At 71.2% G+C, this 13,177-nt stretch carries 9 protein-coding genes; 2 read left to right on the top strand and 7 right to left on the bottom strand.

Annotated elements, in window-relative coordinates:
* Positions 1-28: 28 nt before the first annotated feature.
* The 6 genes from AB0F56_RS05100 to AB0F56_RS05075 form a co-directional block, all read right to left on the bottom strand.
* On the bottom strand, positions 29-577 hold the full coding sequence (locus tag AB0F56_RS05100) for a hypothetical protein (RefSeq protein ID WP_362005081.1): 549 nt from the start codon (positions 575-577) through the stop codon (positions 29-31).
* Positions 574-1,599, bottom strand: coding sequence for a ParA family protein (locus AB0F56_RS05095; RefSeq protein WP_329125763.1), 1,026 nt, complete (start codon positions 1,597-1,599; stop codon positions 574-576). Before AB0F56_RS05095 ends, AB0F56_RS05100 begins: the two co-directional genes overlap by 4 nt.
* 435 nt (positions 1,600-2,034) lie before the next feature.
* Positions 2,035-3,150 (bottom strand): alanine dehydrogenase, encoded by a 1,116-nt coding sequence (gene ald, locus AB0F56_RS05090; protein ID WP_362004097.1) that lies wholly within the window; start codon positions 3,148-3,150, stop codon positions 2,035-2,037.
* A 147-nt stretch (positions 3,151-3,297) separates the two neighbouring features.
* Positions 3,298-5,286: a tetratricopeptide repeat protein gene (locus tag AB0F56_RS05085; RefSeq protein ID WP_362004094.1), complete on the bottom strand. Its 1,989-nt coding sequence runs from the start codon at positions 5,284-5,286 to the stop codon at positions 3,298-3,300.
* 194 nt (positions 5,287-5,480) lie between these two features.
* Positions 5,481-6,107, bottom strand: a complete 627-nt coding sequence (locus AB0F56_RS05080) for an NUDIX hydrolase (RefSeq protein WP_362004092.1) — start codon at positions 6,105-6,107, stop codon at positions 5,481-5,483.
* An 87-nt stretch (positions 6,108-6,194) separates the two neighbouring features.
* Positions 6,195-7,844, bottom strand: coding sequence for a CTP synthase (locus tag AB0F56_RS05075; protein WP_361769618.1), 1,650 nt, complete (start codon positions 7,842-7,844; stop codon positions 6,195-6,197).
* A 415-nt stretch (positions 7,845-8,259) separates the two neighbouring features.
* On the opposite strand from AB0F56_RS05075, the gene AB0F56_RS05070 reads away from it, so the two are divergent.
* Both AB0F56_RS05070 and AB0F56_RS05065 read left to right on the top strand, forming a co-directional pair.
* Positions 8,260-10,062, top strand: coding sequence for a glycoside hydrolase family 15 protein (locus AB0F56_RS05070; RefSeq protein ID WP_362004089.1), 1,803 nt, complete (start codon positions 8,260-8,262; stop codon positions 10,060-10,062).
* Positions 10,063-10,134: 72 nt separating this feature from the next.
* Positions 10,135-11,523, top strand: a complete 1,389-nt coding sequence (locus AB0F56_RS05065; protein ID WP_362004086.1) for an FAD-binding oxidoreductase — start codon at positions 10,135-10,137, stop codon at positions 11,521-11,523.
* Position 11,524: 1 nt separating this feature from the next.
* On the opposite strand, the gene AB0F56_RS05060 is transcribed toward AB0F56_RS05065, so the two are convergent.
* The gene (locus AB0F56_RS05060) at positions 11,525-13,150 is read right to left on the bottom strand and encodes an NAD(P)/FAD-dependent oxidoreductase (protein ID WP_362004083.1); all 1,626 of its coding nucleotides are present in this window, start codon (positions 13,148-13,150) and stop codon (positions 11,525-11,527) included.
* Positions 13,151-13,177: the final 27 nt, after the last annotated feature.

Below are 13,177 nucleotides of genomic sequence, written 5' to 3'. Positions count from 1 at the left end.
AGAGGGCTTCGCAGCCCGCAGGCTACCCTCAGCGACCGCGCAGGCGGCGCACGAGGATGCTCGCGTCGCCCCGGGACTCCAGGTCTGCCAGGACCACCGCGACCGCCTCACGGACGATCCGGCCCCGGTCCACGGCCAGGCCGTGCTCGCCCCGGAGCACCAGGCGGGCGTGCTCCAGGTCCATCAGCTCCTCGGCGGAGACGTAGACCGTGATCTTCTCGTCGTGCCGCTCGCGCCCGCTCGGCCGCCGGTTCGGAGACCGGCCGCGCCTGCGCGCCTGGGCGGCGGGCGCCGGGACCGGCGCGGGACCCTGGGACTCCGCACCACGCGACCTCGGCTCCGACTGCTCCGCGGGCTGCGCCGCCGAGTGCTCGGCCGAACCGGAGCCCGGGCCGGATCCGGGACCTGAGCCCGTACCGCTACCCGCACCCGATCCGGGCCCGGACGCGGAGCCGCCCTCCGCCGCCTCCGTGTCGCTCTCGCCGGCCGGAGCCGGTACCCGGCCACGGGGCGAGGAGGACTGGAGCGCCATCCCCCCGGTCGTACGGAACAGTTCGTCGGCGCCGGGCAGACTCACTCGGCGTGACACCGGGCGAGCACCTCCCTGGCGAGCTGACGATAGGCGGCGGCACCCACCGAGTTCGACGCGTACGTCGTGATCGGCTCACCGGCGACCGTGGTCTCCGGGAAGCGCACGGTACGGCCGATGACGGTGTGGTAGACGTGGTCGTCGAAGGCCTCGACCACGCGCGCGAGCACCTCACGGCTGTGCACCGTACGGGAGTCGTACATCGTGGCGAGGATGCCGTCGAGCTCCAGCTCCGGGTTGAGCCGCTCCTGGACCTTCTCGATCGTCTCGGTCAGCAGCGCCACACCGCGGAGCGCGAAGAACTCGCATTCCAGCGGCACGATGACCTTGTGAGCCGCCGTCAGGGCGTTCACGGTCAGCAGGCCGAGCGAGGGCTGACAGTCGATCACGATGTAGTCGTAGTCGTTCATCAGCGGCTTCAGGGCGCGCTGCAGCGTCGACTCGCGCGCGACCTCGCTGACCAACTGCACCTCGGCCGCCGAGAGGTCGATGTTGCTCGGCAGCAGGTCCATGTTGGGCACGGCGGTCTTGAGGAGTACCTCGTCCGCCGACATGCCCCGCTCCATGAGCAGGTTGTAGACGGTGAGGTCGAGCTCCATCGGGTTCACACCGAGACCGACCGACAGGGCTCCCTGCGGGTCGAAGTCGACGAGCAGCACCCGCCGTCCGTACTCCGCGAGCGCGGCACCCAGGTTGATGGTCGACGTGGTCTTGCCGACGCCGCCCTTCTGGTTGCACATCGCGATGATCTTCGCGGGGCCGTGGTCGGTCAGCGGACCCGGGATCGGGAAGTACGGCAGGGGCCGTCCGGTGGGGCCGATCCGCTCGCGGCGCTGACGGGCAGCGTCGGGTGCGAGGGTGGCCGCGTACTCCGGGTCGGGCTCGTACTCGGCGTCAGGGTCGTAGAAGTGCCCCTCGGGCACCTCGTCGTAGGCGGCGAAGTGGGTGGACTCTCGGCCACTCTCGTTGCCGGCCGTGGCGTTCACGTGTAGGCCGTCCATCATCTTCATCGTGTGGGCTGTCGTCACGGGCTGATGCGTCGCGTGGGTCGCGTGGTTCGCGGCGGTCGCGAACGTCCGGACGGCGACGGAGCCGACAGGGATTCCTGGCTGTCCGCCCCCGGGAGTAAATGTCGACTCATTCACAAGTCGTCTTACCTCCTTGGATGTGACCAGGAACATTTATCGATAGGTCAGCGTGGCACCATGCCGACGGTTGGCGACTCTATGGCGTGTCACCGCTCCGCAGCAACACAATCCGCCGGACCCGGCCCGATGTGTCGGCAACCGAACACCCCTCTGTCAAGGGTGCGCGGCCACGCATCCACACGTTTCGGGGGTGCGCGAAACGGTTAAAGGGTTACGTTCGAGGCGAGTTGCACGGCGCCCCGGACGTGGCCGGATGCGTGAGGTTGACGGCGCGCCTTGACGCGACGCCGGGGAAGGTCAGCCCAGGAGGGTGTTCAGCTCGACGTGCTCGAGGCCGTGCGCCTCGGCGACCTCCTTGTAAACCACCTTGCCGTCATGGGTGTTGAGGCCCAGGGCCAGCGCGGCGTCGCGGCGCAGCGCCTCGACCCAGCCGTTGTTCGCCAGCGACACGATGTAGGGCAGCGTGGCGTTGGTGAGGGCGTACGTGGAGGTGTTCGGCACCGCGCCCGGCATGTTGGCGACGCAGTAGAAGACCGAGTTGTGGACCTGGAAGGTCGGCTCGGCGTGGGTGGTCGCGTGCGAGTCCTCGAAGCAGCCGCCCTGGTCGATCGCGATGTCGACAAGGACACTTCCGGGCTTCATCTTGGCGACGAGCTCGTTGGTGACCAGCTTCGGGGCCTTGGCGCCCGGGATGAGGACGGCGCCGATGACGAGGTCGGCCTCGATGACGGCCTTCTCCAGCTCGTAGGCGTTGGAGACGATCGTCTTCACCTTGGTGCCGAAGATCTTGTCGGCCTCGCGGAGCTTGTTGATGTCGCGGTCGAGCAGGGTCACGTGGAAGCCCATGCCGACGGCGATCTGGGTGGCGTTCCAGCCGGAGACGCCGCCGCCGATGACGACGCACTCGCCGGCGTGGGTGCCGGGGACGCCGCCGGGGAGCACGCCGCGGCCGCCGACCGAGCGCATCAGGTGGTAGGCGCCGACCTGCGGGGCCAGGCGGCCCGCGACCTCGGACATCGGGGCGAGCAGCGGCAGGGCGCGGTTCGCGGTCTCGACGGTCTCGTAGGCGATGGCGGTGGTGCCGGACTCGAGGAGCGCGTCCGTGCACTCGCGCGAGGCGGCGAGGTGCAGGTACGTGAAGAGGGTCTGGTCCTTGCGGAGGCGGTGGTACTCCTCCGCGATGGGCTCCTTGACCTTGAGGAGCAGGTCGGCGGTGGCCCAGACCTCGTCGGCGGTGGGCAGGATCTGCGCACCGGCGGAGACGTACTCCTCGTCCGTGATCGAGGAGCCCACACCGGCGTTCTGCTCGATGAAGACCTGGTGGCCGTTGCGGACGAGCTCGTGGACACCGGCGGGGGTGATGGCCACGCGGAACTCGTTGTTCTTGACCTCGCGGGGGATGCCGACCTTCATCGTCGATCACGGTCCTTGAATCAGGGGAAACGGGGGGTGCACTGCGATACATACCCGGATGCAAGGGGGCGCACCGGGGCAGACCGCGGTCGATCGCGGCGCACCCAGTCTAATGAAGGAGTTCCCCGTGTCTAGCCTTGCAAAGCATTATTCTTCGACGGAAGCACTACGGATTTCGTAGGCGGAAGGCTCGCCTCCGAGGAGTCTTTCGGCCGCGGACCGGTGCAAACGGGCCGCCGCGGGGTCGCCGAGCCGGTCGAGGGTGTCCGCGAGCCGCAGCTGGAGCGCGGCCTGAAGCCGCACGTCCTGGGCCCGCCGGGCCCACTCCACCGCCTCCTCGCAGGTCCGCAGCGACTCCTCGGGCCGTCCGGCGTACTCCTGGACCCGGGCCGCCTCGCTCAACGCCCGCGCGTGGCCGGGGAGATCGGCCAGGCGCCGGTAGCCCGCGGCGGCGGCGCGCCAGTTCCGCAGGGCCTCGCCGTAGCGGCCGGCGTAGGTCTGCACCGCGCCCAGCCGGGCGTACAGCCGGGCCTGGTCGGCGCGCTCGTCCCGGGCGAGGCGCTGGGCGAGGGCCCGCCCGTACCAGTCGGCGGCCCGCTGCCAGTCCCCCAGCTCCTGGTGGGAACCGCCTACGGATTCCATCGCGCGGCCGATCGCGTACGGGTCGTTCGCGGCCCGTCCGGCGTCCAGAGCGGCCCGGTAGCGGGCCAGGGCGTCCTGGGTGCGGCCGGTCCTCGCGTCGAGATCGGCGAGATTGAGCAGCGCGGCGGCCCGCTCCCGGTGCAGTCCGCGCCGCTCGGCCACGTCCAGGACCAGCTGGTGCAGGCCGTAGAGCTCGGGCGCCGCCGCCTCCGCGCCCCGGTGCGCGGTCTCGGCCCTGACCAGGGCGGCGACCAGCCGGCGGGCCAGGGTGTCGAGCTCGCCGTCCGCGACGGCGAGACGGGCGGAGGCGAGCAGCACGGACCGGCGGCTCTCCAGCCAGTCGGCGGCGGCCGGCACGCTGGGGAAGCGCAGGGCGCGGGGCAGTCCGGCGAGCTTCTTGTGGGCCGTGGACCCCTCGGGCTCGGTGACCGCGCGGCAGGACTGGAGGAGCCGTACGGTCCGCTCCAGCATCCGGGCACGGGCGAGCTGCACCTCGGCGGGCCGGTCGCGCTCCTCCATCCGCTCGCGGAGCGCCGGGACGAGATGGCCCGGCAGCTCGTACTGGCCGTCCTCGCCCTCGGTGACGAGACCGAGGCCGACGAAGTCGGCCAGGGTCGTCGCCGCCGCCGAGACGGAGCAGCCGGCCAGGGCGGAGGCGGTGTGGGCGTCGGCCCGGCCGAGCGGGGCGAGGGTGAGGTAGCGCAGTATCCGCGCGGCCGGCTGCGCCAGGGACTCGTGGACCAGCTGGAACGCGCGGGAGAGCGGGTCGCCGGAGAGGGCCCGCAGCCGCTTGGCGAGGTCGGCGACGGAGGCCTTGGGTCGGGCGGCGAGCCAGCCGCCGGCCAGGACGACGGCGGCGGGCTGCCCGCCGCACTCCTCCGCGAGGCTCTCGGCGGCCTGCGGGTCGACCGTGACGCGTACGGAGCCGGTGTAGCCGGTGAGCATCTCGATCGCCGACTTGGGGTCGAGGCCGCCGAGGGTGCAGGGCCGGACGTCGGGGATGCCGGTGAGCGGCCCCTTGGCGACGGCGACGACGAGGGCGTCGGGGTTGTCCGGGATCAGCGGGTCGACCTGTTCGGCGTCGACGGAGTCGTCGAGGACGAGAACCGCCCGGCGCTCGGCGAGGGCGTCGCGGACGAGTTCGGTCAGCTCGTCCTCGCCCGCGCCGGGCGGCTCCTCGACGCCGAGGTCCTTCAGCAGGGCCTGGGCGGCCCGCGCGGTGGGGACCGGGTCGCCGCCGGGTTCGGTGAGCCGGGCGCGGAACACCCCGTCGGGGTAGGCGGTGGCGAGTCCGGCGACGAGCTCCGCGGCGAGCGCGGTCCGCCCGGAGCCGGGGCGTCCGGCGATCAGGAGGACGCGCGCGCGGGGTGCCTTGTGGCCGGCGAGGGTGTCGAGTCCGGTCCGTTCGATGTCGGCGCGCAGGGCCTTCAACTCGCGCTGTCGGCCGTAGAAGTTCCGCACCCCGCCCGCCGCTGCCACCGCCTGATCCGTCACGGGCCACGCTCCCGTCCACCTGCGCACGAGCCGATCCCGCGGGGTCTCCGCACGGGTGATCCCGAGCGTAGTTCAGGCGGTGCACCGGTCCCGGCAGAGCGCGGCGGGACTATCCCCCGATCGGATCAGCAGATCGTCAGACCAGCACTCCGGTCGGCGGATACGGGGCGGCTACGACTCGAACGGCCGGGCGGTCACGCCTCGAACGGCCGGGCAGGCCACTCCGCGTCGGCCGGGCGCAGCGCGTCGATGCCGTCGCCCGCGCGCGCGGCGAACAGCGAAAGGACGCCCAGGACGAGGCAGTTGTTGTGCAGCTCGCCCGCGAGCGCGCCGCGCACGACCTCGGCGAGCGGGACCCGGGCCAGCTCCATGTCGGCCTCCTCGTCGGAGACCTCGTACCGTTCGCCCTGCGCCTCGGACAGGTCCCGCGCCAGGAAGATCCGTACCGCCTCGTCGCTGCCGCCGGGCGAGGTGTAGACGTCGGTCAGGACCCGCCAGTCCTCGGCCTTGACGTGCGCCTCCTCGTACAGCTCGCGCTGCGCGGCGTGCAGCGGGTTCTCCCCGGGTACGTCGAGGAGGCCGGCCGGGATCTCCCAGAGCTTCTGCCGCACGGGGTGCCGGTACTGCTTCAGGAGCAGCACCCGGTCCTCGTCGTCGAGGGCGACGACCGCCACCGAGCCGGGGTGGACCTGGTAGTCGCGGTGCGCGACGGAACCGTCGGGCATGACCACCTCGTCCGTGCGGACGCTCGTCTTCTTTCCCTGGAACGGGGTCGTCGTGCCGACGACCCGCCACTCCTCCGGGGTGTCCTGCAACTCCATCTGCGTCCTTCCACCCTCACCACACACGAAAGCCGGGGTACCGGCCCCGTCAAGGCCTGCGTACCCCGGCAACGTTAACTCCTGGTCCTACTTGCCCGTCTTCCGCTCGACGGCCGCCTTGACCAGGCCGGCGAAGAGCGGGTGCGGACGCGTCGGACGCGAGCGCAGCTCCGGGTGGGCCTGGGTCGCGACCAGGTAGGGGTGCACCTCGCGCGGGTACTCGACGTACTCGACGAGCTTGTTGTCCGGAGAGGTGCCGGAGAAGACCAGACCGGCCTTCTTCTCCAGCTCGGCGCGGTAGGCGTTGTTCACCTCGTAGCGGTGGCGGTGGCGCTCGTCCACGTACGGCTGGTCGTCGTAGACCTCGCGCACGATGGAGCCCTCGGCGAGCTTCGCCGGGTACAGGCCCAGGCGCATCGTTCCGCCGAGGTCGCCGGCGCCCTCGACGTACGCGAGCTGCTCCTCCATGGTCGAGATGACCGGGTGGGCGGTGCCCGCGTCGAACTCGGTGGAGTTGGCGTCCGGGATGTCGGCCAGGTTGCGGGCGGCCTCGATGACGATGCACTGCAGGCCCAGGCAGATGCCGAGCAGCGGCACCTTGTTCTCGCGGGCGTACTGGATCGCGCCGATCTTGCCGTTGACACCGCGGTCGCCGAAGCCACCGGGGATCAGGATCGCGTCGACGTCGCCGAGCTGCTTCTTCGCGCCGGCCGCCGTCTTGCAGTCGTCGGAGGTGACCCACTTGACCTTGACCCGCGCCTTGTTGGCGAAGCCGCCGGCCCGCATGGCCTCGGTGATCGAGAGGTACGCGTCGGGCAGGTCGATGTACTTGCCGACGAGCGCGACGGTGACCTCGTGCTCCGGGTTGTGGACGCGGTCGAGCAGGTCGTCCCAGGTCGTCCAGTCCACGTCACGGAACGGCAGGTCGAGCTTGCGGACGACGTAGGCGTCCAGGCCCTCGGTGTGCAGCACCTTGGGGATGTCGTAGATCGACTTGGCGTCGATGGCGGCGACGACGGCGGCCTCGTCCACGTCGCACATCAGCGAGATCTTGCGCTTGATGGCGGTGGGGACGTCACGGTCGGCGCGCAGCACGATGGCGTCCGGCTGGATACCGATGTTGCGCAGCGCGGCGACGGAGTGCTGGGTCGGCTTGGTCTTCAGCTCGCCGGACGGGCCGATGTAGGGCAGCAGCGAGATGTGCACGACGAAGACGTTGTCGCGGCCGACCTCGTGGCGGACCTGACGGACGGTCTCCAGGAACGGCAGCGACTCGATGTCGCCGACGGTGCCGCCGACCTCGGTGATGACCACGTCGACGTCGTCGGTCGCCATACGGCGGATCCGCGACTTGATCTCGTTGGTGATGTGCGGGATGACCTGGACGGTGTCGCCGAGGTACTCGCCGCGCCGCTCCTTGGCGATGACCTGCGAGTAGACCTGGCCGGTGGTGACGTTGGCCGAGCCGTCGAGGTCGACGTCGAGGAAGCGCTCGTAGTGGCCGATGTCCAGGTCGGTCTCGGCACCGTCGTTGGTGACGAAGACCTCGCCGTGCTGGAACGGGTTCATCGTGCCGGGGTCGACGTTCAGGTACGGGTCGAGCTTCTGCATCGTGACCCGCAGGCCCCGCGCCTTGAGGAGCGCACCCAGGCTGGAGGCGGTCAGGCCCTTCCCGAGGGAGGAGGCGACACCCCCGGTGACGAAGATGTGCTTGGTCGTCGTGGTTTTGGGCGGCATCGCCAAGAGGGGGCTCCCGTGGTCGCGTTCTGGAGGTGCGTTCCGGCGTGCCCTCCGGAAGAATCGGGGGGTGCCGTCGCTGCGGTTGCGGGGGCTCGGCTGTCGCCGTTTCCCACCGGTCCACGGGGTACCAGGGTATCAGCGACATCGGGAGACCGCTTCCGGCCACACGGGGCAGTCGGGCGCGCACGGACGGCTACGCGCCCTCCGGGTGCGCGGGCCGCGCCGGGTGGGAGCGGCGTCAAGAGGTGCGTCGGGAATGCTCACCCGATCGGCGCAACGGCGTTACGAGAGCGTGCCGAAACGCGTCGTATCCTGCTCGGACACTTGCCGCCGATCGTCAACATCTGTTGACCGCTGATCTGTAGTAACCGTCCTTCGGGGCGGACGTGGCCGTTCGATCTGGAGAGAGCACGTGGCCGGGCGCATCGAGGATTACGCACTCATCGGAGACATGCAGACCGCCGCCCTGGTCTGCCGGGACGGCAGTGTCGACTGGCTCTGCCTGCCCCGCTTCGATTCGCACGCCGTCTTCGCGGGACTCCTCGGGACCGAGGAACACGGTTTCTGGCGGGTCGGCCCCGCCGTCCCCAACGGCGCGACCCCGCCGCCCGCCGACCGCCGCCGCTACCGGGGCGACTCGCTCGTCCTGGAGTCCGAGTGGGACACTCCGCGCGGCACGGTCCGGGTGATCGACTTCATGCCCCCGCGCGACGGGGCGCCGCAGCTGATCCGGATCGTGGAGGGCGTCTCCGGCCGGGTGCCGATGCACTCCGCGCTGCGGATGCGGTTCAGTTACGGACGCGTGGTGCCGTGGGTCCACAAGGTCGGTGACCGCACGGTCGCCGTCGCCGGCCCCGACTCGGTGTGGCTGGACATGGACGCCGAGACGCACGGCAAGGACCTCACGACGTACTCTGACTTCACCGTCACCCCCGGCGACCGGGTCACCTTCACCATCAGCTGGCAGCCCTCGCACAAGGAGGCGCCCGCCCTGCCGGACCCGGAGGGTTCGCTGGAGGCGACCGAGGACTTCTGGCGGGAGTGGGTGGAGCACTGCACGTACCACGGCCCGTACCGCGAGGCGGTCGTCCGCTCGCTGATCACCCTGAAGGCCCTGACGTACGCCCCGACCGGCGGCATCGTCGCCGCGCCGACCACGTCCCTGCCCGAGGAGATCGGCGGCGTACGGAACTGGGACTACCGCTACACCTGGCTGCGCGACGCGGCGATCACCCTCTCCTCGATGCTCCGCACCGGCTACCGCGAGGAGGCCCGCGCCTGGCGGGACTGGCTGCTCCGCGCGGTCGCGGGCGACCCGGAGAACCTGCAGATCATGTACGGGATCGCGGGCGAGCGCGAGCTCGGCGAGGCGGAGCTCGACTGGCTGCCGGGGTACGAGAACTCCGGCCCGGTCCGGGTCGGCAACGGCGCCGCCAACCAGCTCCAGCTGGACGTCTACGGCGAGGTCACCGAGGCACTGCACCTGGCGCACATGACGGGCCTGTCCCGCAACGACTACGCCTCTCTCCTCCAGCTCAAGCTGATCCGCTACCTGGAGACCCACTGGGACCAGCCCGACGAGGGCATCTGGGAGGTGCGCGGCCCGCGCCGCCACTTCGTGCACTCGAAGGTCATGGCCTGGGTGGCGGTCGACCGCACGATCAAGCTGATCGAGTCCGGGGACGCCGACGGCCCGCTGGAGCGCTGGCGCACGCTGCGCGACGACATCCACCGGGACGTCTGCGAGAAGGGCTACGACAAGGAGCGGAACACCTTCACGCAGTCGTACGGCTCCAAGGAGCTGGACGCCTCGCTGCTGCTGATCCCGCAGATGGGCTTCCTGCCGCCGGACGACAAGCGGGTCATCGGCACGATCGAGGCGATCCAGCGCGAGCTGTCGACCGAGGACGGCTTCGTCCTGCGCTACCCCACGGCGGGCGAGGAGGCCGGCGTGGACGGCCTGGAGGGCGACGAGGGCGCGTTCCTCGCCTGCTCGTTCTGGCTCGCCGACGACCTGGCGATGATCGGCCGCGTCGACGAGGCCCGCCAGCTCTTCGAACGCCTCCTGGCCCTCCGCAACGACCTGGGCCTCCTGGCGGAGGAGTGGGACCCCCGCCTCCAACGCCAGGTGGGCAACTTCCCCCAGGCCTTCAGCCACGTCCCCCTGATCGACACGGCCCTCCGCCTGACGGCGAGCGGGGCGTACGGGGGTTGAGGCGCGTATTCCGGTCGCCCGGAATACGCTGAAAGGGTCCTGTCCCCCCCCCTCAGGAAGGGGGGCTCACCCATGGCTCCCCAGATCGACGTTCCGGCGACGGCGTTGGCCGGGCTCCGTGAGGATCTGGCCGGGGAGGTGTTCGTGGCCGGCGATCCGGGTTACGACGAGGCCCGGAAGATCCACAACGGCATGATCGACCGGCGGCCCGCCGTCATCGCCCAGTGCGCGACCTCCGAGGACGTGGCCAACGCGGTCCTCTTCGGCCGGGAGACCGGGCTGCCCCTCGCCGTGCGCGGCGGCGGGCACAGCGTCGCCGGCACGTGCGTCGTCGACGACGGTCTCGTCGTCGACCTGCGCCGGATGCACGCGGTCGTCGCCGACCCCGAGCACCTGACGGCCCGGGTCGAGGGCGGTGCGACCATGAGCCACCTCGACCACGCGACCCAGCCCTTCCACCTGGCCACCACCGGCGGCCGGGTCTCCACCACCGGCGTCGGCGGCTTCACGCTCGGCGGCGGTTCGGGCTGGCTGGAGCGGAAGTTCGGGCTCGCCTGCGACAACCTCCTCGCCGCCGAGCTCATCACCGCCGAGGGCAAGCACGTCCACACCGACGCCGAGACCCACCCGGAGCTGTTCTGGGCGCTGCACGGCGGCGGCGGGAACTTCGGGGTGGCGACCTCCCTCACGCTGCGGCTCCACGAGCTGCCCCGGATGAGCTTCGCGATGCTCTTCTTCCTTCCGGAGTCCGCCCCCGAGGTGGTCCGCACCTTCCGCGACCTGGCGGCCGACGCCCCCGACGCTGCGGGCGGCGGGATCATCTACCTGCCCGCTCCCCCGGAGCCGTTCGTCCCCGAACACCTCGTCGGCAAGCTGCTCTGCGGCACCCTCCTCACGTACGCGGGACCGGTCGCCGAGGTCCGCGAGCTGGCGGCGCCGCTGATCGCCCTGAAGCCGGCGATCGAGATGGTCACGGACATCCCGTACGCCGACCTCCAGTGCATGCTCGACGACCCGCCGGGCCTGCGGAACTACTGGTCGGCGGAGTACCTGAACGCGCTCCCGGACGAGGCCGTGGACGCCTTCTGCGCGCGGGGCGCCCTGATCCCGCTCCCGACCGCCACCCAGCACGTGCTCTTCATGCTGGGCGGCGCGGTGGCCTCCGGTCCGGCCGACTACCCCATTCCGTGGCGCTCGGCGCCCTGGGTCGTCCACCCCTTCGCGACCTGGGAGAACCCGGCCGACGACGAGCGGGCGCGGCAGTGGGTACGGGACGTGCGGGCCGACGCCCGGCCGTGGTCCACCGGAGCCGTGTACCTCAACTTCATCGGCTCCGAGGGCGACGAGCGGGTCGTCGCGGGCTTCGGCGAGGAGAACTACCGCAGGCTCGCCGCCGTGAAGGCGACGTACGACCCCGACAACGTCTTCCGCTTCAACCACAACATCACCCCGGCGGCCTGACTCACCTCAGCGCGTCGATCACCTCCCGCGCGGCCCGCTCGCCCTCGGTGGCGCCGCCTTCCATGAAGCCCTGGAAGTCGTAGCTGCAGTGCTCGCCGCCGATGTGGACGTTGCCCTGGGCGGTGCCCTCGTACCCCGCGTACCGGTGCAGATAGCCGACGGGCCAGCAGGAGTACGCGCCCAGGGTGTACGGGTCGCGGTGCCAGGCGGAGAGCTGGGCTCGGCCGGTGTACGCCGTGGAGGTGCCCGGGAAGAAGGCGTCGACGCCGCCCAGATACCGGGTGACCAGGCTCCGTACGTACGGGTCGGACTGGGTGGAGAACGGCCCCGCGGGCGTCAGGGACCGGGCCAGGTTTCCGCCGCCGTACTGGATGAGGATGCCTCCCGTGCCGCCCTGGATCTTGGTGGTGTCCCAGGTCTGCTGGACCTCGGTGTCGGTGAAGCAGTCACCGGCCGAGACGCCGGGCCAGGCGCCCGTGCCGCGCCACGGGCGGGTGCCGAACTGCATGTTGAGCTTGGTGCAGTACCCCATCCGGGCGTCCCTGAGCAGGTTCCTCATCAGGGGGTCGAACCCCGCCAGGCTCAGGTCGAGCTGCTTGAGGATCGGCAGGGGCAGGCACAGGACGGTGTGGTCGGCGGTGATCGTCCGGGTGGCGCCCGCCTCGGTGAACGTGAGCGTCTGGGTGCCGTCGGCGTTGGCCCGTACGGCGGTCAGGGACCAGCCCTGGCGCAGGGTGCCGGGCGCGAGGGCGCCCGCGATGGCGTTCGGGAGCTGATCGTTGCCGCCGGTGATGTGGTACCGCTCGTTGGAGAGGCCCCAGATGTTGAAGTGGCCCGGATTGGTCTGGTAGCCCATGAGCAGGACGAGGGCGAGCGAGGACTGTTCGGTGGTGTCGGCGCCGTACTCGACGTTGTAGGCGACGTCGATGAACCGGCCCAGTGGCGAGGAGTGGCCGCCGGGGACACGGGACTCGATCCATTCGTATACCGACATGTTGTCGAGCGCGGTGCCGGTGGGCGTGGTCTGGTTCCACAGCACCTCGCCCGCCTCGGACAGGTCGCGGCGCAGCGCCTGGTAGACCGCCTTGAAGTCCTCGTCGGCCTGGTGGCGCGGGTAGTAGGAGCCGTTGAACCAGAGGACTTCCTCGGCGCCGGTGGGGCCGCCGCCGAGGAAGTCCTCCACGGGGAGGTCGAATCGGCGGCAGAGCTCCAGGATCTTCTTGTGGCTGGTGTCGATCAGCTCTCCGCCGATCTCGGAGGTCTGCCCGTACGCCCAGTGGTTCCGCTGGGTCCACATGCGTCCGCCGACGCGCGCGGGGTTGGCCTCGTACAGCGTCGGCTTCACGCCCGCGTCCTGGAGGGTGAGGGCGGCGGTGAGGCCGGAGATGCCGGCACCGACGACGGCGACGCGGGCGGGGGTGACCGCTCGGGCCGCAGCGGGGGCGGAGACGGCCGCCCCCGTGCCGACGGCGACTCCCGCGGCGGCGGCGTACTTCAGCAGGGAACGCCGTCCGAGGGCGTCGGACCGCATCCCTCTCAGCTCGTCCACGGGCAGGTTCAGCCGTCGGGCATCGGCGTGCTCGGCGGCGAGGCGGTTCAGGAGGTGCATCGGGTTGGTGCGTGCCATGGGGCGCTCCTGGGTCCTTGGAGGGGT

Source organism: Streptomyces sp. NPDC026092, assembly GCF_040638605.1.
Classification (GTDB): domain Bacteria; phylum Actinomycetota; class Actinomycetes; order Streptomycetales; family Streptomycetaceae; genus Streptomyces.
This window is presented reverse-complemented; position numbering and strand designations above follow the sequence as displayed.